Raw genomic sequence first — 23,100 nt, forward strand, 5'->3', positions numbered from 1 at the left:
GTTCAGAACATGAAAAAAGCAGGACTTTTACTGATTTTTGCCTCGCTGCCGGCAATGGCAGCTGATATCTCTTTGTCTTCATCGGGGGCGTCAGTTAGCGGTAACGCTATCAGCGATGGGCTCTTTTATTCTATTGGTGGCGGTTCGGTTATTTCACCCCCGCCCAGTCGTAACAATATGTCCAGGATAGGCATTAATGGTGGCCTTAGCAGTGATCTGATGTGTGGCAATTTCGACATCAAAACAACCGTTGGCAACCAGCTGAATGGTATTACCAGCGGGTTTAAGGATTTGATGGGGAATGTGATTCAGGGGGCGACCGGTGCTGTCATGAGTATGCCGGCAATGGCTATTCAGCGCGCAAACCCCGGGCTGTATGAAATGCTCACCAATGGCGTTCTGCAGGCCGGTTTGAGCTTTGATAAAGCGATGTTGAACTGTCAGAGTATGTCGAAGAAGCTGGCTGATTATACCATTGGCAATAAATGGCAGCAGGTAGCCGTCTCTGAAGAGTACAAAGATATTGTGGCCACAAGTGGTGGCGATGCGGTTTCCAGCGACCAGAAACTGCAAAAAGCAACTGGAGAGGAAGGCGTGACGTGGGTCGGTGGGCAGAAAAGGGGAGGTAAGGGGCAGCCCGCAATTCAACCCACTCGGGATCTGGCCAAAGCTGGTTATAACATGATGAATAATTTGCCAGTGACCAGTAACAGCAGCGTCGGCTCCTCGAGCTGCAATGGTACCGCATGCCAACGTTATAAATCTTCTGAAGAGGCCGCAGCGGCCGTTGTTAAAGTGCTTGGTGATCGCTCCATCAGGACTTGCAGGGAAACCAGTGAATGTACCAGTGGTGGAACCGATAACCAGCCGGGCAGTGCTGTCGCTGGTACTGGCTTTTCTCCCATCCTAGAGGATGCCACGAAAGAGAATCTGGAGCAGCTTAGTAAGCTGGTTAGTGGTGAACTGCAGCCCACCACTGATAACCTTTCCGCACTGAAAACCGGCAGTTTGGTTGTCACCCGCGGGGTAATTCAGGCATTACGTGACGATCCAGACAAAGCGGCCCTGGTTCAACGGCTTGCCGGCGAACTGGCGATGTCCGATACCGTTGAAACCGCGCTAACAATGCGCAGGATGCTCACCACCGGTGAATCCGAACCTAATGCTGCAGAGCAGCCGGAAGCTATTGCCGAGGGTGATCGCCGCATCGATGCCCTCGATCGCGAGCTGACGGCGCTGCGTAATGAGATGGAGTTACGCAAATCTATCAGCAATAACAGTCTGCTTACGGCACTGGAACGGCAGGGAACAAGGAATCAGGATAACCGTCTGCAGCAGAAAGCCGGTAACGAGGACCAGGGCTTCAGCCAGTTGGGCCAGTCTCAGTCTTCCGGAGCAAACTGATATGAGACTTAACCCGTTCAGCGGCCATATTGGCAGCATTCTCCTTATGGTGCTGCTCATTCTGTTGATGACGGCCAGCATGTTTGCTATCGCAGCGGTATTTATGGCTTACGACCCTGATGGCCACATCACACGGCGCTGGTTGCATGACAGCCGATGGGGACTGTTTGCCTGGCGACTGGTTCTTTATGGCTGCCTTATTACCGCCTGGATACTGAAGGTACGCCCACAGGCATTAATCCGTTGGCCGGACGGACGTCCGCGTCTTGTGCGTATGGAACTGATGGGGGTGTTGTTCCTGGTAGCCACAGAATATGTGGCCTGGACAAGCGCTGTGTAAGGAGAGGACGATGACCGCAAACAGTTTTCTGGAATATTTTCTCGTTCTCTTTGGCTGGGTAATGAATAATGCCATGTGGAGCATTCTCAGCAATACGGGCCTTTTTGCATTGCCACTGGTGATCAGGGTTCTTGGCGTCTGGCTGAAAGTGAGGGAGGAGGGGGCTGACGAGGGGAACAAAGGGCTTCTTGCCCTTCCGCGAATCGAACATGCACTGTATGTGTCTTATCTTGTGATGCTCTTTTGCTGTATTCCGCTGTTGCCGGTTGATATCAGCACAATCAAGTTCGACAGCTCGCGCGCTAAACAGTGCGGCGTCAGTGTGCCGACGCCACAGAATTCTGGCTACAAGGGACTCGTTAACGATTTTGACGGTCGTACGGCCGAGGTTCCAGTTTGGTGGTATCTCCTGCATATGATGTCGAAGGGCACAACGCAGGCAATGATTGCATCAATCCCATGCGGTACGAATTTGCGGCAGATGCGTTTTGACGTTCAGAACACGAAGCTGCGTGATCCTGTGTTGTTGCAGGAGGTCCAGGAATTTGCAGATCAATGTTACTCGAGAGCATATTTCAGACTGAAAAACAGCAACAGCCAGCTCAGTGATGCCACCATCAACTCTGTGGGCTGGATAGGTAGCAACTACTTCCTGAATACTTCCGGATATTATGACTACTACACGGCTATGACGCCACGTAGCCAGTGGCCTTACAACAGTAGCCGGGACAGTGGCTATCCAGATACAGGTGCAGGTGGATATCCAACATGTAAGACGTGGTGGTCCGATGGTACTTCCGGGCTTCGCAAACGAGTTCTGGCCAGCTTTAGTGATAACACACGTAAGGAGATGCAGCGCCAGTTCCCTGGACAGCAGTGGGAAGAAATCGCCCTGCGCTGGCTTGTCAGCCCACGTAACGCAGATCTGTCCGGGGGCGGTACCACTTATGCTGTTGGCAGTAGCGATACAACCACCGGAGTAGTTGGTAATCTTACACGCCTTACCTCGTCTATTGGTCTTGGACTGAAACAGGCCGAAGCGTTACCTGGTTTTGATGCAATGAAGCAGGCACTGCCGATGATCCAGGCATTATTGCTGATGATGATAATCACGGTCATTCCTGCGTTAATGATGTTCAGCGCCTACGATCCGAAAACCATTTTTACTATCTCATTCGCGTTATTCGCTCTTCAGTTCATTACGTTCTGGTGGGAACTGGCAGGCTGGCTTGATGACAGATTGATTACTATCCTTTATGACAATATGGCTGAGCAGGGGATTGCAAACAGCTCGGTGCCTTTCGCTGCTTTCTTTAGTTCAACGGCTGATGGATGGATTATGAACTTGGTACTGGGGATGATGTACCTGGTCTTTCCGATGTTCTGGGTTGGTATGCTGAGTTGGGCTGGAGTTCGAATTGGTAATATGGCTAACAACTTCAGTGATGCTTCTAAAATGCCTACGGATGCTGGCTCGGAAGCAGGTAAAAAAGCTCAAGGGGTGGCGATTGATGCAGCTTCAGGCGGGATTAAATCAGGATTAAGCAAAGGATAACTGATGGCTATATGAAGCGGTGGTTATGCCATCGCTTCATAAGATTAAAAACTGTTAGAACCACCGTTAATACCTTTTTTCTCCCAGCTGTAACGGATAGGAGATTTATATTGGTCCTGTTTGTCTTTTGTGACATCCGCTTTAGCGGTAGAGGTGAGCACAGATGAAATCACACAACCAATTTCTTGTGTTGCACTCGTAAGTTTTACCGGCTCAGGTTTTTTCCGCTTCAGCTTGGATTCATCGCAAACGATATTGCGGCGTTTTGTGGTGAAACGCGCAAAGGTGCTGCTCAGGTCATCTTTATTGAAACCGTCCTCGCTCATGGTAATGACTCCTCATTTTGTCTAATAAATAAGCTACTAAAAATCCCCTATACACGCAAATTATTAAGCACTATAGGGGAGGGCACCGGCTCACCGGCGCGTTCCTTGGCAACGAGCCCCAGTGCGCGGCGGAAGGCCTTAGGCCTTCACGCGGGCCTGTATTTCCACTTTCATTTCTTCGCCTTCCCGTCGTGGCGTGCCAGGGCCAGCAGCTCTGCCTGCAGCGCACGGCCATCCTCCCGGGTTTCCTTCAGCCCCACTTGGTGTCCTGCAGCTGCGCCGCCAGGTGTTCGCCGGTGGCGGCCAGACGGGCTAACGGAGATTTAGGCCATTCCGGAGTGGAGCCTTGAATTGATTGTTAACACCGTTGGTTGTTACTTAATAACATAAAGAAAAGGGCACTTCAGCGCCCTTTTCTTTACTCTTTGCCCGACCAGCATTACGGGACTGCTGGTAGTTCCTTATTTCAGTGGGTTACCGAATTGCTCGATATACATCTGACCAAACCTGTATGAGGCATAGTCCGTTAGATGTCCTTCATCACGATACACGGTCACGCCATCGACGTTAGAGACACATTTTCCGCTAACACACTGAATTGACTTTGAATCAATAAACGTCAGTGTTGGAAATTCTCTCTTCATCCTGTTCATCATTTCCATCACATTTTCACCATTATTTCTTCCGGGATTTTGATTATCACACTCGTTGATATCAAATGGATACCTGTGAATAACATGCTGATTTATGCAGCTTTGGTAGTTTTCAGGCATTCTCGCTATTGTAAACATGATTATAGGTTTAGACCCTGCGGCAGTGATAATCTGCAAGGCTGAACGAAGAGCATCTTCGTAGCGCTTGCTGGAAAGCGCTACGCTTCTCTCATCTCCGTCGTGATTGATCAGGTATGGGCCAAAATAATTACCCCATACCTGGCTAATAATCACGGAATCATAATGATTTTTCTTAATGTAATCGTAATATTTTTGGGTGTTGTTGTGGCATTTTTCATATTTAATTCCTTTATATTTCCACCAGTCAAACTGGTAAATTCCGGGTAATGCGAGACATGTGGATGTAGACAGGGAATACATTTTAACCCCGGCATCTTTGCCCAGAACATCATAGAATCCCCAGAAATGGTTGGCATTAGAATCTCCTATTAAAAAGGCTTTTTTAGTCCCTTTATAATCACCGAAATGGCAGTCAGCAAGAATTTGGTTACCGCCATGACAATCAAAACGCAATGTAGCTCTGTCTGTGGCGTCATGCAGCAACTGGAACGAGCGATTATATTCAGCGCTAAAACGCTGAGGTAGACCATCTGTTTTTTCAGTTACAGAGAACAGCGTCATAGTCACCACAACCGGAACCAAAACGAGCAGAACGACACTTTTTACAAACGAAACCCGTACCCGTCGGAGGCGATTTTCAATACCGTGGTAACAGATTACAGCCATAACGCAAGTAATTATCAGGGCAACAAACAGGGACTTTCCTGTCAGGGCATACCCCAGGTAGTTAAATATGGCAAAAACTGGCCAGTGCCACAGATACAGGGAGTACGAAATCTTTCCTGTATAATTCACAGGTGCCAGCTCTAAAAAATTATTCACAACCGCGTTACGGCTTAAAAATAATAATGCGGTGGCACCGCAGACAAGAAGTGTCCAGGTATTCGGATAGAAATCGACAGAAATCCTTTCTCCTGCGATCCACACAATGATTGCAATGGCGCTGGCGGCCAGAATGTTGCTCAGTATCTTATGGACCGGTGGCAGGCGCATAATCAACAACGCCGTACTTCCGCCGATCAGGAACTCAAAGGCTCTCATTGTTAGTGAGTAATAGTGCTGCGTGTAAGTAAACAGACTCGTTACGAGTAAAATAACGGTTGCGATGAAGGTTAGAACCAGCCACCCACAAAGCATCGACTTCCTTGTCACCCTGATTGCTGATTTGTTGATCAGCACCGTCAGCAGGGCTGCGAAAAGGGCAAAGAATAAGTACCATTGCCACTCGATGGCCAGAGACCATGTGTGTAAAAGCAGGAAGTAATCCGCATCTGGTGATGCATAGGTAGCACTTTGCTTATCAAAGAACTGGTTTGATAAAAATAAGGCAGTGTATTTTGCGCTTTTCGTAAAGACTTCATAATCGGCAGGCATATAACAATAGGATGCAACGATACATGTTGCTAGCATGGTTGTAATCAATGCTGGCTGCAGGCGCCATAATCGACCGGCTATGAAATTGGTTATTGAATATTTGTTTCTTTCGATATCACTGATAACTTTTCCGGTAATCAGAAATCCCGAAATAGTGAAAAAAATATCCACACCAATGAACCCTGAGGGAAAAAGTGACACGCCAGCATGAAATAATATAACGAGCACGACGGCAACAGCACGAAGTCCGTCAATATCCTTTCTGTAAACCTGAGAGACCTGACTTTTCGTTTGATTATCTAAAGCTAAATCCATGTTTTTAGGATCCCTAACATATTTATATTATTAATACTTAACACTGCATTTCCCTTTCTTGTATTTTTGGTTTTCTGATCAGTAAGATCATCGCGAGTTATAATGACGAACCAGATATAATTATCATTGACCGCTAAATTTCATGTTCGTGCTTCCCCATGGAGTGTGTCTGTTGCATCTTGATCGGGGTATGTGTGCTGCGGTGACCGGTGTACTTCCGCCGGCACTGGGCTCTCATTGACCTGCACCCCGACCGCGATTCCGGCGGCATGGCAGGCCTGCAGCCAGCCGGCCACCTGCAGGGGATCGCCTTCCAGGCGGGTGACCCGGCCGCCGGTGCTCCACAGCTGCAGGCAGGTGGTCCCGTCGAGGCGTATCACAAAATCCCCCCGGCAGGCGGTATGCGGGACGCCATTAAGACTGATTACGATGTCATCACCGGTCGGTCCCGGGCTGCCTTCCGGAATGGCCGGAACCAGTGGCAGAACATGCACCTCTGCCGCACGCTGTTCTGCCTGCACCCGCGCCTGTTCGTCTGCCAACAGCGACGTAGCCAGTGTTTGACCCTCCGGCGTCAGCTCCACGGCCAGCTGCAGGTTCGGCGCCCTCAGGGTTCGCAGCCAGCCTGCCGCTTCCATGCGCCGGCAGGATGCGCGCAGGTTCGGACCGTACACCGGACCGTGACCGCCCCCGGTGAGCAATTTTTCGATGAGACGGGTCGGAACGCACGTGCCCGGTTGCTGTGCATCGAGCGCGGCCAGCACTATCAGAATACACCTTTGCAGGGGTGACGTGCGGTGGCGGACACTGCTCATCACTCGTCCCCTTTCCCTTCAGGCAGGCCTGCCAGTTTTTGCAGTCTTCGCTTGTCCCGGTACAGATCCAGGTCGCCCCGGCCTGTTTTCACGGCTGCCTTGTCCCATAAACGGATGAGTCCCCGGAGCTCACCCCGGAGCATATCATCCTTCATTACCGGTCCGGATGTTACCTGCAGGGTTTCCCGTATCACGGTTTCTGCGCTCAGGTACAGTTCTTCATAGCTGAGTGAAAACGACACTTCTTCTTTCATCCTGCACTCCCTGTCTGGTTATGTGCTGCAAGGGTTAAAATCATATCACAAATGATTTTATTGATTATGATTGTTATCATTTCTCATATGCTTTTATTTATCTTTCTTTTAATTCATATCCTTTGCCGCGTTCCCGCCGCGCAGATTCGTTTTCCGGCAGCCAGAGAAGGAAAGATATTCACCTTAGCCACAGCTGCAGTCTAAAGGGAGTGCAGAGGCAGACTGGCGAATGCGGAAGCAACTCGAACTGGATGCTTGATGGAAGAAAATTCAGATGGGTAATGGTAAAGTGACTCACATGACCTTTCTCTATCACAGTATATAAATAATAATATTTATATTAATGAGCCAATATGCTTAAAAAAATCCTAGACAGCATTAGCTACCAGACACATAAGTTTATCCGTGACAACATTCATGTAAATCAATCATACATGGCACTGAAATGGAACGGCTTTGAAAAAATACTGGTCTCAGGTTCAAAGCATTACGTAAAGGCAATGCTTATATTGATATCGTTTTTTGCGGCCATTTTCATTGTAATGGTCTCAGGTAAAAGTTATATAAAACCATATATAGCTGAGTGGTTTCCTGATTGGTATACCCTGTTTGACGCGCAGATAAACCTCCTGGGGGGACAGCTTACCATTATAGGTATTGTCTATCCCATGGTCGTTGGCCTTGTCAGTGTGATATTTCAGAGGAAATCAGCCCGGAAAATCGTACACGCAGCGTATCAGACCTATTCCGGATTCATGCTGGCAGGTCTGAGCGGGTTATGTCTTTCCGGCTTCATGCTCTGCGGATTATTGCTGAGGACATTCGTCGGAAACTATAATTATGCGATAATTTGTGGAATAAGTATTATTTGGATGATGCTTAACATTGCGCTTTCTGTCTGGTTCTTTGTGCAAAGCCTCAGTGTCCTTGACGATGAAAAACGCGAAAGAATGGTGTTACGCTACCTCACTGCCGACATTTTATCAGCGCATGTGAAAAGTCAACTGCATAGCATTTTTTTAAACAACCCGGTTAAAAGCCAAATTATCAAAAATGAAAGATATAGCAACCTGACCTTTGAGGATTATTCTTTCGAAAATGATTACTCTGTTATAAAAAGTGAATTTTCAATACAAGAAGTCATTAAAGATATCTATATGAGGCCATTGAAGATTATTCTCTGGCTTGTAAATATGCATGGTCGTTTAAAGAAAAAACAAATAGCTATTGCGTTGTTTTCGAGGCTAGATAGCCGGGGTGAGTTCGAAACCCTACCTCTGTTTAAAGTTAAAAATATTGAGTCAGAGCATGTTCTGATAAATTTATTAACACGTTGTTTCCGCACAGGCATTGCTACTAAACGTCATATCGCAACAGACAGAATAATCAAAGGGCTTTTGGGTGATGCCATTGATGCGTTAGCCAGTGCTGATATTAATGCCTTTGACGAAGCTATTGAAGGATTCAGTCGTGACATAACAACTTTTACGGACGGATTTAACTTCAGGCAAGGGCAGCAGACAGATAATCTTTTGTTATTGGCAGATGACATTTTTTGGGATCGTAGTTTTACTGATAAATTATATACAGAGATTTATCAGCTTTTCCGGCAGGCAGTTATACGCATTGATGTATCTGAGAGATTTTATACAAAATGTATGAATATTCCAGGAATGCTGTGTTCTAAAAGAGAAAGCATTTCCTTCAAAGAAATACAGCTTGCTTTGATGTATACCTTTTATTCGTGGGACATCCTCGTGCGCTGGGGCCATGCCAGCACGGGGAGGCTTGATTTAACCCAGCGTCAGAGTTATGAGGCCCTTCTGAGGGATTTTGTCGAAATCTGGGAAGGGTGGATTGATGGTCTGGAATACATATCAAAAAAAACCGGAGGTCAGCAGTTATACCATGACTCTCTGAAAGAGCACCTTTTCACCTTACCCGACATAGTCGCATGTGCAGTGCTGTCAGGCGAGTCAGTCTCTGTTGACTGGGCGGTGGACTTAATGAACCGCTGGTTCCATAAAGCCCGAGGTTCTTATGAAAGTCATCACTCGGGTCTGTTTATCTGGCAGGAGTTTATCGTTACACAGGCGACTCTGGATGGAAAAATTGTTTTCAGACCAGAAATAACACCTGCAGGAAAACCAGTTGAAATTCCTCAACAGCTCGATATTTTCTATAAAAACACACTGACCGATCTTCGACTCTTAACTGCTGCTTTTATCATTAGCAAACCCGTTGCCGTTCAAAACACACAATGTCAGTTTGCTGTCAGCACTCTGCTTGAAGGGAGTCTTGTCGAAAATACCGGTGGTTTTGAACGCCTGTCTGATAGTATGGCTACGAGTACAGACATCATCGACGTGTTTATCCGTTTGCTTACCTGGGATAAAAGCGAACGCGGGGATGCAACAAATTCACCCGGGAATATTATAAGGAAATTATCATCAGCACATGGTAAAAGCCTGGTAAGCGGGCGAACCTATATGGGAAGACGCCTTGGGGGAATTGAGGATCTCATCCCCCAGATAGCGGAGTTGTCTGTATTGCGTTGCGGCGGTATAAATTCGGTCTCATCTAAAATGAAAACAATTGTTGCATCTGATCTATTTTCGTATCAGCTATTAGAAAAAATCGTAAGCAATCTGGCTTCACTGTTCAATGCTATCAATAAACTCTCCGGGGCAGCTTTTGTTGCTGAAGACGTTTTCAACGAGCGGCGTCAAAAAGTGTCTGAACTGGTACAAGACTATCTTGACCTTTTTACCAATCATAGGCAGCAAAGCATAATACAATCCCCAGTCAGCGAAACTATCCTGGAAAATTTCGGAAAAAATATTTCTGACTTCTTTTCAAAGAGCATAAAGAAGCAATTCCCATTTGCACTCTTTGGAAATATTTCTGTGAGTCATGTTGTTAACAGCAATATTATGAAACATGTAATTGTCCAGATGGATAAGCAGGATGTGACTGATAAATTTGCTCGCAAGATATATCAATGGGAAGAACATCGTGCCTCCAAGTTAGTCACTGAGCATGTACTTGACTTGCTCGATTTGCTGAGTCGTCAACCTGCTCAAAATTGTATTGATATTACGTCATTCGCCGAAATTATTAGTATGGTTCATGATTATGATGGCCTCCAGGAAGATGACTATCTCATTGTGAGTGATAAGAAATTATGGGAGGAATTTGATGAATACAGAAAGAATTTTTTAGACTATGTCGGGACTAAGACAGGTAATTTGTTTTATGATGAAGAGCACAATCTAAAGATTAGCGGAAAAAATACCACCTGTTCGGTCTATATCAGGCCTCACTTTGATTCTATTGATACCCTGCTTGTTAATAAAAGTTTTTTTGAAGAGTATAAAATCAAAAGTGATGGAGAGAGCATTTTCACTTTTAATGCTAATGAGGTTGATGGTAAACCACTGGAAATAGCTTTGCATTCTCATTATGAAGGAGAGGCTGTTTTCAGTGGTCAGGTTAAAGTCGGCTTTATTCTCTGTAAAGACTCCGTTAGTTTACAGGCCTTACTGGGTGAAGACGCATCATGAAATGAAAATTACAAATGGTCCGCTGGTCGGACAGTCGTTACCCTCACAGCGTGCAGGTTGTGAGGGGAAAAGTTTTCCCAAGAATCCTTTCAGGCGGGGCCACGACTGTTGGCCAGCCTACTCTCGATGCTGCTGGTTTGTTCCCGTGCCGTCTATCTCCAGATCCGAAAAAACTAAATGCGGAAAAATGCAGGCCTGTCGACGGTCTGCTTTTTTGAATTGGCAGAAATGTATCCTTCACTTTCAGAGACTCATTAGATGGCTTTAAGCCACAACATGCCGTATTTTTGCTCACGAGCTTCGAACGCCTGACGCCCTCCCTCAAGCACATCGCATATTGCCTTGCGCATGCTGTTTGGGGCATCATGATCTCCGTATTCAAGTGCCCCGCTACGGTAACTGATGACTTCATCATTATTAGTGGCGATGATGACCTGCTCTGCATCACAGTTCACCACCAGGTTGGCGTTATGCGTCACGATAATGACCTGCCTGTACTGTTTTATTTTTCTGAAGAGAGGTACCAGACTGTGCATGATGAAGTCATTGTCTAGGTCATCTTCTGGCTGATCGAATACAAACGGAGATCCGAAGGCGTCCGTCGCCAGCTTAAGGCAGACATAGAAGGTTCCCCGTTGACCGGCTGACAGTTTTTCGACCGTTTTGCCTTTGTATTCAAATTCCGCCCTGACGTTCAGATAGCGCTGGATCTGCTCCGGGCTGAACAGATAGCTGAGTAGTGAATCCGGTCCCTGACTGTTAAAATATTCATCACGCCAGAAGAACTCTTCGACGGTCAGTTTTCTGTCCGAAAATTCCGGCAGAACCAGCATGGGTTCATTTGCCTGCAGTGCCCGAAACTCATCAATACCGCTGACCCTGAACACCTCCCGAAGCCTGTCAACAGAGGTCAGCTCCCCGCTTGCCCTGAATCGTCCCCTGTTCAGACAACTGAGCATCCCGTCATAAAAGGCCTTTATATCAAAGTGTGGCTGTCCATAAATGCGGATATCCGTAAGAATGTCCTGTATCAGGGCCTGCTGGTCCTGCGTCAGATGTGGTTTTGTGGTTAGCGACGCGAAAGCCGTATCGATAACCCCCTGTCTGGACAGCAATCCATCCATGAATTCAGCCGCAACCTTGGCGCGTTGTTCCAGTCCGGTCTGGTACTGTGTCTCTCGACGCGCTATTTCACGCAGATGCGTTTCCGCAACCTCCGTTTGACGCTGATATTCATGTACTTTTTCCAGCAACCCTGTGATGTCCTGTCCCAGTCCCTGCTCGCGGAAAGCGCCAATTATCTCGTCGTTATCACGCCCGAACTGTGCCGTCTGCTCCTGCACGGATAGAAGCCTGCGCGCAATAGCCTCTGTCTGTGCTGACAGATCTACAAGCGGGATCGATTCTTGAGCGGTAGCGTCAGCATTAATAGCCGCTATGCTGGCATTCAGGTTATGTTCGGCCGTCGCAATGTCCGCACGTATACCCGTTAATTTATCCCGCATCTGAACCAGCAATGTCTGACGCCGGCTGTTTTCACGAAACGTCTCAATCAATGCCTTATTGCGGTCACTTGTGAGAACCTCTATTTTTTCCTGAGCGGCTCTGATGATCTGCTGCTGAAACTCACGCGTATTCACCGGCTCTGAATGCTCATTCCTGTACAAACTGAATTCACGCCAGGCACGCCAGGCGCTGAGGTTTTCTGCCAGTTGTGCGGCCGTATCACCCGCCTCATGAACCGGTGTCAGCCTCAGCATTTTCTTGATCTCATCACTGATGAGCCCTGGCTCCTGGCAGAGTTTTTTGATTTCCCCCTGAGACACATGCAGATACTCATACCCTTCTGAACGGGCATCAAATCGGATCTTCTCACCATTGGCCTTATCCAATTCAATGCTTAGATACTGAACATTCACTTCACGTTGCTCGCTTCCCCGTGCCGCGGTACCGGCAAAGCGGGAACGGAGTGCATCAAGCAGCAGGCTTTTACCGGTGCCCCGGCCGCCAATGATCGCCACCATATCCTGACTAAGGGGGATGGACAGCTTCCGAAAGCTGATTTCCTGACCATCAAAAATCGTCCCTTCAATATCGATCTGACTGAAATGTGCTTTTGGCGTGAGCTCAGTCAGCCACTCATCCCCGAGCCTCAGGCGGTCTTCAGGCTCCAGTAACGCCTGGCGAAGCCCCTCGAAGGTCGGAAGCGCCTTTACCCAGGTGTAACGGTTGCCGATATCCTCCACCCGGTGTGCATCGGAGCAGAGGAAGACGGGTTTGACGCCCGCACCGTCATAACGATTCGTTCTCAGAAAAAATTCACGATCACCCTTTCCGCCGAAAATAATCTGTCCCTGACGGTCGATCTCGGTTGCGATTGCCGCAGAGCGCCCATTTGCGTCGGGCCGATAACCGCCATACCCGTTCGGACAGACGGCCACTAAGTAATCCCTGAACGGGCGGAATGCGGAACTGAGATGCTCAAGCAGTGGACTGAACGCCACCACAATGGTATCCACACCATGGCCGCTCTCCGTGACGCTCTTTTCACAGCAGTAAATGGCCTTTCTGTCGCCGTCTGTTAACCGGAGCGGAAAACGGGCTAGGGCTTCGTTAATACGCTCGGTGCTCACCTTATCTGAAAAAAGGATATGGACATTAATAAAATCCCCGGCCTTGTTCTGTTGATCAAGGCGGAATTCCACATTTCCCAGCACGGTTATATTGAGACCCTGACGGGCAATCTCTTCCCTGATCGTTTCCAGCTCATTCTGCCTGAAATAAAAATAGTTGGTCACGGCGACAAGAGAAAGTTGCTTCTCTCCGAGCAGATGTACATAGCGCTCTATATCACATTGGCCGGAGTAACCATTGGCCTGCCATGTCATCGGACTGTGAATATGTAAATCCCATTTATTCCATTCTGAACCTTTCACAGACGATCCTTTATAATGAGAGTATTTCTCTTATAATAATGAGGTTATCGTTCTGTTGCCATTTGATTTCACTGTGCCTTCCTGAATGCCACTGGCAGCAGGGAATATAGCTTTCAAAACAATAATTGTTTTTATTCATGCATATTTCGCAATAATACATTTCAAGCAATAATCACCAAAAATAAATTCTTTCAATGCAATAATTCTTTTCTTCTTCCTCTGAGATCCGAAAACCCGTTGTCCCGGATCTGCTTCAACCCCTCCGGCGCGCAACGGCCCCATGACACAAGATGTAGTATCATCATCTGACATGGCTGCCAGATATTGTGTTATGTACCTTCCCTGTGACCCGACGCGCAGGGGCAGAAAAGACCGCTTCGCTTATTCCCTGACCGTGGTACACTTCCGGAAAGTTACTATCTGGCAGAAAATCGGATCTCCCGGAAACGTGCACCCGGTAATTTAATGAAGTGCCTATATGGTTGCTTATAATTAACCTGTAAACCATACCGGAAGTGAAAGTCATCAGGCGTGACGGACAGGCGCGTAAGTGGGTGATGATTGCGGTCAGGGATTATTTGATCGGTTTTAATTAAGGAGATTAGGTTATTGGAAGCTGAAGAACTGATAGATGATCTGATCGCAGACGAATACACACAGGCCTGGATTTGCTGGAAAGACCTCCCGACTGACGACGATGATGTCAGGATGACTGAGCGGCTGATCTTGGATACGAATGGAGTCATTATTGCTCGTCAGATTTGCCCCCCGTTAACTTACGGTTGGTCCCGGGTCGATTGGTCGTTAAGACCAGCTTTGTTCCCTATACCGGATCAAGCTATGGATCTGAATCTACACGATAGAGAAGAAGCTATCAGTACGGTTGTGTTTTTCGGATGTATATGAAAACGGGTTGCGGGATTTCTCAATAAAGCAGCGTAACAACTAAGGAGCTAAGGATGGGGCGTTCCACTAAGGTGATTATCAGGGGAAGGGAGTTTCCTTCCAAAAAAGCAGCTGTGGGGCATTTCATGGATCAGCGTGAAACAGTCAAAGAAGCGGGCCCGCTCAAAGAGGGAGAATTCTTTGATGAATTACGCGAGCTTTATCTGCGTTACTGCGAAGCGACCAGCTTTGATCTGAATGGCAGGATTATCTATGCCTTCAGTGTGGATTATGAGCCGCGACAGAACGGTCAGACCTGGGCATCTCACCTGTGCTACTGGGTACATTTCTCGCTGAAGCAGAGTTTGTCTTTTTCGGTCAGAGAAGCGGTGGATGAAATTGCAAAAGCTGCTGCTAAACAAATTTAATGGCGGGCGGGATTTATGATTAAAGAAATTCCATTGCTCTCTTTTGAATATCTGCATTACATCGTTGATAGTCTTGGATGGATGCTGCCAGTTTATTTATATCTCTTCAGTTTTATTTACGCATTTATTCATGAATCCGGACATGCCCTTATGGCCATGCGGCTGGGAACTCGGGTAACGCGCTTTCAAGTGGGGAAGCCTGTGTTGTTCCGGTTCAAAAGGGGCAGACTTATCCTGAAGTTTGGATTGTTATTTCCAGACGGAGGTGTCAGTTACCACTATGCGAATGATGCCCCCAGGTGGAAAGTTATGGCGGCGGCGCTGGCCGGTCCATTATTGCCCGTGATTCTGTCAGTACCAGTATTTACTCTTACCGGTATTCAGCCACTAACGGTCATTGCCGGGTTGATTGTGATGATGCTGACTCTGGTTAACCTAAATCCCTTCATGATGGAAACAGATGGCCAGAAAATTCTCAAGCATCTGCATGCCATAGTTCAGGGGCGGAAAGTCCTGAATTCCTGAGTAACTGTTACACGAGTTCCATCTACTTAGTTGAAAGGAATGCTGATGAAGATGTCTCTTCCTAGTCTGCCAGGCGAATATGTTGCCCAGTCACTGCAGCTTCCTGTGGCTATCGACTATCCAGCGGCGCTGGCGCTGCGTCAGATGGCTCTTTTGCATGACGAGCTGCCGAAATACCTGCTGGCACCGGAGGTGAGCGCCATGCTCCACTACGTGCCGGATCTGCATCGCAGGATGCTTCTGGCCACACTGTGGAACACTGGCGCGCGCATCAACGAAGCGCTGGCCCTGACGCGGGGGGATTTTTCGCTGGCACCGCCATACCCGTTTGTGCGGCTGGCCACGCTGAAGCAGCGCGCGGAAAAAGCGGCCAGAACGGCAGGCCGTGCGCCCACCGGCAGTCCGGCGCACCGTCTGGTCCCGCTGTCCGACAGCCAGTACGTCAGCCAGCTGCAGATGATGGTGGCCACGCTGAAAATTCCGCTGGAACGTAAAAATAAACGTACCGGCAGAATGGAAAAGGCACGCATCTGGGAGATCACCGATCGGACGGTCAGGACCTGGCTGAATGAAGCGGTCGAAGCCGCTGCGGCCGATGGCATTACATTCTCCGTACCAGTGACGCCGCACACGTTCCGTCACTCCTATGCCATGCACATGCTTTACGCCGGTATTCCGCTGAAGGTGCTGCAGAGCCTGATGGGCCATAAGTCAGTAAGCTCGACGGAGGTGTACACGAAGGTGTTTGCCCTTGATGTCGCTGCCAGGCACCGGGTTCAGTTTCAGATGCCTGCAGATGAAGCAGTAAGTTTGATGAAGCAGATTACTCAACATGCGCGGTAAACCTGTGCATATACAGAGCTACTAGAATTATCTAATCGAAGCGCAAGGGAGATCTGACCATTTCGTTGTATAAGAAGGTGAGAGCATTTCACGTTTCATTTGCCACTCCGGCGCTATCCCTCGTCCGGCAAACCATACTTTTCCCAGTCCGGAAAGGTTGATCCCGTCCAGCACTTTCATCAGGTCGTCGCTGTTTGCGCGCGGCTGTACCTCGTCAAACAGGTTAAGCTGAGAAACTCCGGTGGGTGTAAAGTCATTCAGCATTACACCGGCCTTTGCATAACGATGGCCATCTATAAAAATACGATCCAGAGCCTTTACCGCGGCGGTGATGATGTCACGTGTATCGCGCGTGGGAAGGAGTAGTTTCTCGCTGGCCACGTTGCCGTAATAAGTCTCTTTGACTGCAAATGGTGAGGTTTTGACGAAAACCGAGATGTGCCGGCAATACTGTCGTTCTCCCCGTAATTTCTCAGCTGCCCGCTCGGCATACTGACAAACAGCCTGGCGCAGCGCCTCATAAGTTGTGATCCTTTCCCCAAAGGAACGGCTGCAGACAATCTGCTGTTTCGCCGGAGGAGCCTCTTCAAGCGATATGCATGCTTCCCCGTTCAATTCGCGTACTGTGCGTTCCAGTACTACCGTGAAATTCTTGCGCACAAAGGTTGGGTTCATGCGGGCCAGCTGCAACGCAGTGGTGATGCCGTAGGTATTCAACTTTTTGGCTATTCGACTGCCAACACCCCAGATTTCTCCGACCGGCTGCAGGGACAGCAGTTTCTCCGTTCGCATCGGGTTACCTGATGTCAGGGCCAGTACTCCCCCGAACTGGGTCCATTCTTTTGATGCCCACTGAGCAGATTTAGCGAGGGTTTTGGTTGGACCCATCCCCACACCGATTGTTAACCCGGTCCCGTTCTGGACAAACTTGCGCAATTGTCGGCCGAAATCTTCGAAATTCATGCAGTTATCGATGCCACGGATATCAAGGAACATTTCATCGATGCTGTACTGTTCAACTCTTGGTGCAAGTTCCTCAAGGTGAGCCATGACCCTGTTACTCATGCTCGCGTAAAGTTCGTAATTACTTGAAAAAGCGATAACTCTAGCAGTAAACCTCATATCTTTTAGCTGAAACCATGGGACCCCCATTTTTATACCCAGACGTTTCGCTTCTATCGATCTTGCGATTACGCAACCGTCATTATTGCTCAAAACTACTACAGGGACGCTGCGTAGATCAGGTCTGAACACCTTTTCGCAGCTTGCGTAAAACGAGTTAACATCAGCCAGGGCGAACATTACTGCGCACCGCGAGTTTTATGGACAAAGGCAGTAACAACCCCAAAAATTTGTAGCTGTTCTGGTTCTGGCCACAATGTTGGATATGCAGGATTCATTGGTTGCAAGGCCGGACGTGGAGTGAGCAGGAGTCGTTTAACAGTAAACTCACCTTCGATCTCAGCAATAACAATATCGCCGTGCCGTGCCGATTCTGCCTTATCCACAATCATCAAATCGCCTGAATGCAGACCAATGTCCGTCATTGAGTTTCCTATGGCTCGTACAAAATAAGTCGAGCCCCTCCGCTGAATACAGTATTCGTTCAGGTCAAGTTCCGCTTCTACGTAATCTTGTGCCGGCGAAGGGAATCCGGCAGGGCATCGCTCAGTGAAAAGGGGGGCGGTAAAGGGCTCGGGGCAGGGCGCTGCTGGGACAAAACGAAGCATACTAAACCTCAAATAATACTGTATGAATAAACAGTATTATTAATCTTTTTTGGAAGCTTTCAAGTTGTATCAGCAGAGTTATTGGTAATCCTCTGTTATTGCGCAGGAAATTTTAGCTATGGAAGAAAGGAGTAACACATGCCTGACAGCCCACCACTGACTCTTTGTGTTGTAGGCAGGAGAGCAGTGAAAAAGGCAAAATTCATCAAATTGTAATCACTCTGATGCTTTATTTTGATTTTTCTATCTGTTAATGTCCGTTGAAACGTAATCGCAGACTTGAGGGAAGGCATGTTCAGATTCACACAGTTACTACAAAGCCTGATCAAAACGGGGAACATGGTTGCTGAAGATCGCATATCACAACTTGAAGATACATCCGTTAAGGAATTAACTACAGTTCGACTTCGTCCCGAAACAAAGGCCTATTTGCAATCGCAAAGCGAAACTCTTGGCGTTTCACTGTCTCAGGTAATTAATATGATCCTTGACGGCGTGGTTTCAATGGAAATGAAACCAGCAGCTGATAACAAAATCAAAGGAATATATGACAGGATTATGTCGCTGTTTGAATTGCATAACATCAATACAGTTGATATGGCGAAAATGCTCTCCGGTTATGGGATCAAGTTATCGCATCTTCGAAATCCGGATAAGTTTATTGATATTCTTTCAATGGATATGATTAAGGAGATAGCTGACTGGTTTTCTATTAATTATAAATGGATCATAGGAGAAACAAACGAGTTATATTCTCCTCGGGATAACACCTGGTATAAGGATTCCTATGGTTTCTCGCTACTGTTGCTGGAGAAATCATTCCGACATTCTGATCTTAAGGTTTCTGTGGTTAAGGCAAATAACGTATCTTTTGAGAACGCTGAGAAACTTGAAGAACAATATTCTAGGTTGTATGTTGGATTCATATTAAGTTATACATCTACGGTTAATGGTGTATCTTTTACAAAATACGAAGTTTGCGAGTTCCAGAGATGGAATTATGATAAATGTCGTGGTTATTTAAGATTCATTTTTTATTTTCTGGATTCTGTCAGGACGAAAATAAACTGCCAGGGCGTATCATTAAAAGAGGAGATTGTTGATGGTTTGATGGCAGGCAGGCTATTTCCATCGACAATTAAAGGGATGTTATCAGAAACTTGGTTCATTGCTGATCGAATAGGTCATATAGAAAGTAATTACGATGTAGAGATAAATCCAGTTGAGTATTTAAACAGATTTAACAGGCTTATACGTTTATTGCGTTTCGGTAGTTCTGTGACAATTTTAGATCTTGAATATACAACGAAAGACTTTTCATATGGATGGATTATTAAGTATTCATGTAATGGGGAATTTCACACGGAGTTTTACCACAGTCTTGCCACTGGTCTGGACGATATTTATGATAAGTTCTTCGTCGAGAATCCTTCCTAAAGGTGACTATTGATTACGTGTAAATCGCTAAAGGAACCCTTCAAATTTTGGAGGGTTTCCTGCAGACTCGTCTTCCATGTCACAGATAAAAACTTGATAAAGGATCACGCTCCGATCTAATATCTTTCTCGTTGTACCGTTGCGTTGTATGCAACATGCCAATGCCTCGGCGATCTGAGAGAGGCGCCTTCGGGTGATCGCCATGCCAATGCCACCGTGACCTGAGAGGTGGCGCCTTCGGGCGGTAACTTCGTTTACCCTTTGAAAACGAAGATCGCATACAGTTTGTATCTGGCGATGAAGGTCCCTTTCACTTCTGTATCTGTTTTTCAGATACGTCTTGTAGCCGTTGTCTGGCCGTAATTTTCTTATCGTTTTCACTCTTTATGACGCTGCTTGCCGTTGCGAACTTTGCGGCGTGGGTATGACCATTTGGGCATCTTCCACGACTGCATTGAGAGCAGAGGAGCGCGGCGTCACTTGTGTACGAGTGAAACGAGTACCAAGTGACGCGCGCAGCGCATAACTGGCAGAGCTGACGCACTGCCATTTCGACAACTTTTTTACCAACTGACCAACACGTACTTAAAGGTTTTAAGGGCCTTAAAAACGTACTTCATTCACTTCTTGTTCATTTATCAACCAAACGTCTTTCCCGTAAAAACGGGTAAGGACTTCATTCTGAAAGGAGAAAATCGACACGATATCGATGGCGACACCAGTCAACATACTGGTGTGTGGAAGCAGACTGATTAATTTCAGCCCGGTGCAAACCGCGAACAAGTCAGAGACCTGGGGAGCTTCGCAATAACTCAACATTTCGCCGCCCCGATGCACAGATATCTGTCGAGACGCAGGAAGCGCAACCATAAACCGTGCCGTCGGGGTGAAATTCATCGTCTGTAGCTGTGGCGCAGCCGGTGTCAGTGCTTTTCCGTTCACGCAGACGGAAAAGCACTGACACCTGTTTAAATGGAGGGTTGTTGATGGCAAAACTGAATAAAAATCTTAAAACGCTTGCCAGGCAGGCAGGGGGAAGTTTTAAAACCGTTTCTGACCGAATGAAAATTGCGGACAGGTTTGCCGAACGTTTATTAAAACTTAATATTCAAATCAGAGATATTAAAAATATCAAGACGGGGCATATCGAATTGTATATGAAGAGTCGTCTTTCCGAAGATATTTCCAGACGCACACTTCAGAACGAAATGGCAGCTATCAGGGCTTTGTTACGGGGTGCGGGGAAAACATTCATGGCAAATCCTTCTCACGAAAAACTGAGCAATCAGGCTCTGGGTATTTCGGAAACGAGTCGGGATGGAACTAAGGTTGCTATTCCAGATGCTTATTTCCGGCAGGTATTGACGAGTGTAGAGCAAAAGGACGATGGCGTTGCATGTGCAATGAGACTATCCAGATTACTCGGTCTAAGAACAGAAGAAACAGTACAGTCGGCTAAATCATTGCGTACCTGGCAAAAAGCTTTACTCAATGGTGACGAAAAAATACGTGTTGTATTCGGGACAAAAGGAGGACGTCCAAGAGATACAACGATATTAGATCGTGAGTCAACTCTGGCTGCAATCAATGCGTCCATTAAACACTTGAATGAAAATAATGGAAAGCTGATTGATAAGCCATCATTACATACAGCTATTGAACGTTATCGCAATGTTGTCCGTGAATCCGGATTAACAGGAAAATATGCGCCTCATAGTTTACGTTATGCCTACTCTGTTGATGTCATGAATTATCATATGAATAAAGGTTTCTCTAAAGAAGAGGCACAGGCTCTGGCATCAATGGATTTGGGACATGGCGATGGCAGGGGACATTACGTGGCTCGTGTTTATAATAAGGTTGAGGGTAATGAGTAAAAGCTTTTTTGTTTCTGGTGAGGATTTGGTTATTAGTTGTGTGTTTTTGGGATGGAAGGAAAGGATTTCACGCATTATCGATAGAGGGCATTACGAGGTGGCCTGTTCACAGGAGGTTCATGCGCATTACGGCGACAAATTCACCCGTGCTGATGCCTGTCTGTATTTCATCCGTGGCGCACTGTCTGAAACTTTCAGGAAATCTCTGAGAGAAAAAGAAAACGCTCATGAAATGTAAAAATATGATCCTTTTTTCTGGTCAATTTAAACATGACACATTTTCTCAGGATATTATCAGCAGTAGTGACTTTCCCGTTAAGGGCTTCATCGTCCTGGTTCAAACCATAATGTGGAAAGATCTTTGCGTTGACACTATTGCCTGAGGTGCGGGAATTGTGTACGCTTAATTTGCTAACGTTGTCTCTGACAACTGCCAATGCCTGAGTGATTTGAGACAGGCGCCTTCGGGTAATCACATGCCAATGCCATCATAACCTGAGAGATGGCGCTTTCGGGCGGTTCAAACCTGTTTAACCTTTGCAAACAGGAACCTGATTACAGGTTAAGGTCCTTTTCTACTTCACTTCACACTACCAAACACCTGATTTACTCATCCGGCATTTTTGGCCTGATTCTCACCCTGAGGGATACTTTCCCTTTGGGACGGTTCCCTTTTTTCATAAGGAATCGTACCCATGCATTACACCAGAATGATCAATCCGCTCGCGTTACTGAGTTGTGACTCACGCGCTTCTGCAAAAATCATTGTGGATTACGTAAAAACTCAGCTTAACGTTCGTCTGGATAACAAACTCATGGTCGACGCAGATCCTCAGGTTCCTGCTGACGGCCTTCCTGATTACCTGACTTTTCTCAGACATGTCGCGCATACAGTTGGTTTTGCAACTGAGCATGGCTTCATAAAACATACCTTTGTCGAAGAAGCAGTGAGCGAGCTTACGCTTCTGGGGACAGATGTTCACAGTTTTCACTGGAGTACAGCTTTTCTTCAGGGCGTAACCAGGTCTCGCGAGGAAAAAGAGCTGGACGAAGCTACAGAGCAATTGCGCGAAATGTTTTATCAGAGCGCCCATTTCTCAGACATCGCCTGACGGCCTTATTAGTCGAAATTAGTCGAAGATTTTCTCACCCTAACGGGACTTCTGTCCCAGTCAGGGACAGGATTCCACAACTATTTAAGGAATCCTTTATGAACGAGTTAATTCTCACCGAAGATTTTCATATCCGTGCCAGCGAGCGTAATGCTCACAAAGTTGCACTGGCTAAAGCGGAAGGCGAACTGCTGAGTATCGCAGCGCTTCGCCGCCTTGACCTAAATACCGGGACAGATGAAGACGGCTTTCCGTATTACGTCTGGGATATGGCTTCTGTTGCCCGGGAACTGGCTGAACTGTATGTTCGAAAACTTATACCGGGATCATGGGAGGCATTCTTTAACGACCTCTGCCGCATGGCAGAAGGTATTGATAAAGAAGCCTGGACATATTTCTACAAAAGCGCAGTCAAAGACGAAGAGGCCTTTCTGTCTATGGAACGCAGCGATGCTGATTTCTGACGTGAAGCACTGAACCCTATGGGGACTTTCTCCATACGGAGGTGGTTGTGTTTTCTGAATGAAGCCAGCTTATAACTGATGTACCAACCCATGCGGGGACAACCTCCCTGCATCTGCGGTGAT

General features: G+C 47.1%; 20 protein-coding genes. 12 read left to right on the forward strand and 8 right to left on the reverse strand.

Annotated features, from left to right (window positions below):
- Positions 1-9: 9 nt before the first annotated feature.
- The 3 genes from ACFX4U_RS10430 to ACFX4U_RS10440 are packed head-to-tail and all read left to right on the forward strand — an operon-like array spanning position 10 to position 3,299.
- The gene (locus ACFX4U_RS10430; protein WP_313508091.1) at positions 10-1,404 is read left to right on the forward strand and encodes an integrating conjugative element protein; all 1,395 of its coding nucleotides are present in this window, start codon (positions 10-12) and stop codon (positions 1,402-1,404) included.
- 1 nt (position 1,405) lies between these two features.
- Positions 1,406-1,744: a hypothetical protein gene (locus tag ACFX4U_RS10435; RefSeq protein ID WP_313508092.1), complete on the forward strand. Its 339-nt coding sequence runs from the start codon at positions 1,406-1,408 to the stop codon at positions 1,742-1,744.
- Positions 1,745-1,754: 10 nt separating this feature from the next.
- Complete coding sequence (locus ACFX4U_RS10440) at positions 1,755-3,299, forward strand: conjugal transfer protein TraG N-terminal domain-containing protein (RefSeq protein WP_313508093.1); 1,545 nt, start codon at positions 1,755-1,757, stop codon at positions 3,297-3,299.
- 44 nt (positions 3,300-3,343) lie between these two features.
- Here ACFX4U_RS10440 and ACFX4U_RS10445 read toward each other — a convergent pair whose 3' ends face one another.
- From ACFX4U_RS10445 to ACFX4U_RS10460, 4 genes are all read right to left on the reverse strand, one after another.
- Positions 3,344-3,625, reverse strand: a complete 282-nt coding sequence (locus tag ACFX4U_RS10445) for a hypothetical protein (RefSeq protein WP_313508094.1) — start codon at positions 3,623-3,625, stop codon at positions 3,344-3,346.
- A gap of 461 nt (positions 3,626-4,086) precedes the next feature.
- Complete coding sequence (locus ACFX4U_RS10450) at positions 4,087-6,108, reverse strand: acyltransferase family protein (protein ID WP_313508095.1); 2,022 nt, start codon at positions 6,106-6,108, stop codon at positions 4,087-4,089.
- A 140-nt stretch (positions 6,109-6,248) separates the two neighbouring features.
- Positions 6,249-6,923, reverse strand: coding sequence for a hypothetical protein (locus ACFX4U_RS10455; protein WP_313508096.1), 675 nt, complete (start codon positions 6,921-6,923; stop codon positions 6,249-6,251).
- Positions 6,923-7,177: a hypothetical protein gene (locus ACFX4U_RS10460; RefSeq protein ID WP_313508097.1), complete on the reverse strand. Its 255-nt coding sequence runs from the start codon at positions 7,175-7,177 to the stop codon at positions 6,923-6,925. The genes ACFX4U_RS10455 and ACFX4U_RS10460 overlap by 1 nt, the downstream gene beginning before the upstream one ends.
- Positions 7,178-7,530: 353 nt before the next feature.
- Here ACFX4U_RS10460 and ACFX4U_RS10465 point away from each other — a divergent pair, with 353 nt between their 5' ends.
- Complete coding sequence (locus tag ACFX4U_RS10465; RefSeq protein ID WP_313508098.1) at positions 7,531-10,740, forward strand: hypothetical protein; 3,210 nt, start codon at positions 7,531-7,533, stop codon at positions 10,738-10,740.
- 254 nt (positions 10,741-10,994) lie between these two features.
- Here the strand turns inward: ACFX4U_RS10465 and ACFX4U_RS10470 are convergent, their stop codons facing one another.
- Positions 10,995-13,676: a TrlF family AAA-like ATPase gene (locus ACFX4U_RS10470; RefSeq protein ID WP_313508099.1), complete on the reverse strand. Its 2,682-nt coding sequence runs from the start codon at positions 13,674-13,676 to the stop codon at positions 10,995-10,997.
- Positions 13,677-13,811: 135 nt separating this feature from the next.
- The gene (locus ACFX4U_RS10475) at positions 13,812-13,988 is read right to left on the reverse strand and encodes a hypothetical protein (RefSeq protein ID WP_313508100.1); all 177 of its coding nucleotides are present in this window, start codon (positions 13,986-13,988) and stop codon (positions 13,812-13,814) included.
- Between the two features lie 647 nt (positions 13,989-14,635).
- On the opposite strand from ACFX4U_RS10475, the gene ACFX4U_RS10480 reads away from it, so the two are divergent.
- From ACFX4U_RS10480 to ACFX4U_RS10490, 3 genes are read left to right on the forward strand one after another with little or no spacing between them, the layout of a single operon-like run.
- Complete coding sequence (locus tag ACFX4U_RS10480) at positions 14,636-14,989, forward strand: hypothetical protein (protein ID WP_313508101.1); 354 nt, start codon at positions 14,636-14,638, stop codon at positions 14,987-14,989.
- A gap of 15 nt (positions 14,990-15,004) precedes the next feature.
- Entirely contained in the window at positions 15,005-15,514 is a 510-nt protein-coding gene (locus tag ACFX4U_RS10485) for a M50 family metallopeptidase (protein WP_313508102.1), read from the forward strand.
- Positions 15,515-15,565: 51 nt separating this feature from the next.
- Positions 15,566-16,357: a site-specific integrase gene (locus ACFX4U_RS10490; protein ID WP_313508103.1), complete on the forward strand. Its 792-nt coding sequence runs from the start codon at positions 15,566-15,568 to the stop codon at positions 16,355-16,357.
- 27 nt (positions 16,358-16,384) lie between these two features.
- Here the strand turns inward: ACFX4U_RS10490 and ACFX4U_RS10495 are convergent, their stop codons facing one another.
- Together ACFX4U_RS10495 and umuD are read right to left on the reverse strand one after the other, a co-directional pair.
- Positions 16,385-17,659 (reverse strand): Y-family DNA polymerase, encoded by a 1,275-nt coding sequence (locus tag ACFX4U_RS10495; protein WP_313508104.1) that lies wholly within the window; start codon positions 17,657-17,659, stop codon positions 16,385-16,387.
- Positions 17,659-18,087 carry a translesion error-prone DNA polymerase V autoproteolytic subunit gene (gene umuD, locus ACFX4U_RS10500; protein ID WP_058799382.1) on the reverse strand — a complete coding sequence of 143 codons (429 nt, stop codon included), beginning with the start codon at positions 18,085-18,087 and terminating at the stop codon, positions 17,659-17,661. The genes ACFX4U_RS10495 and umuD overlap by 1 nt, the downstream gene beginning before the upstream one ends.
- Before the next feature lie 339 nt (positions 18,088-18,426).
- On the opposite strand from umuD, the gene ACFX4U_RS10505 reads away from it, so the two are divergent.
- The 5 genes from ACFX4U_RS10505 (at position 18,427) to ACFX4U_RS10525 (ending at position 22,977) form a co-directional block, all read left to right on the forward strand.
- Positions 18,427-19,524 carry a hypothetical protein gene (locus ACFX4U_RS10505; protein WP_313508105.1) on the forward strand — a complete coding sequence of 366 codons (1,098 nt, stop codon included), beginning with the start codon at positions 18,427-18,429 and terminating at the stop codon, positions 19,522-19,524.
- A gap of 986 nt (positions 19,525-20,510) precedes the next feature.
- Complete coding sequence (locus ACFX4U_RS10510; protein WP_313508106.1) at positions 20,511-21,401, forward strand: integrase domain-containing protein; 891 nt, start codon at positions 20,511-20,513, stop codon at positions 21,399-21,401.
- Positions 21,394-21,639, forward strand: coding sequence for a hypothetical protein (locus tag ACFX4U_RS10515; protein ID WP_313508107.1), 246 nt, complete (start codon positions 21,394-21,396; stop codon positions 21,637-21,639). The genes ACFX4U_RS10510 and ACFX4U_RS10515 overlap by 8 nt, the downstream gene beginning before the upstream one ends.
- Before the next feature lie 457 nt (positions 21,640-22,096).
- Entirely contained in the window at positions 22,097-22,513 is a 417-nt protein-coding gene (locus tag ACFX4U_RS10520; protein ID WP_313508108.1) for a hypothetical protein, read from the forward strand.
- Between the two features lie 98 nt (positions 22,514-22,611).
- On the forward strand, positions 22,612-22,977 hold the full coding sequence (locus tag ACFX4U_RS10525; protein WP_001003975.1) for a hypothetical protein: 366 nt from the start codon (positions 22,612-22,614) through the stop codon (positions 22,975-22,977).
- Positions 22,978-23,100: the final 123 nt, after the last annotated feature.

The organism is Kosakonia sp. YIM B13588 (genome assembly GCF_042788165.1).
GTDB classification, from domain to species: Bacteria; Pseudomonadota; Gammaproteobacteria; order Enterobacterales; family Enterobacteriaceae; genus Kosakonia; species Kosakonia sacchari.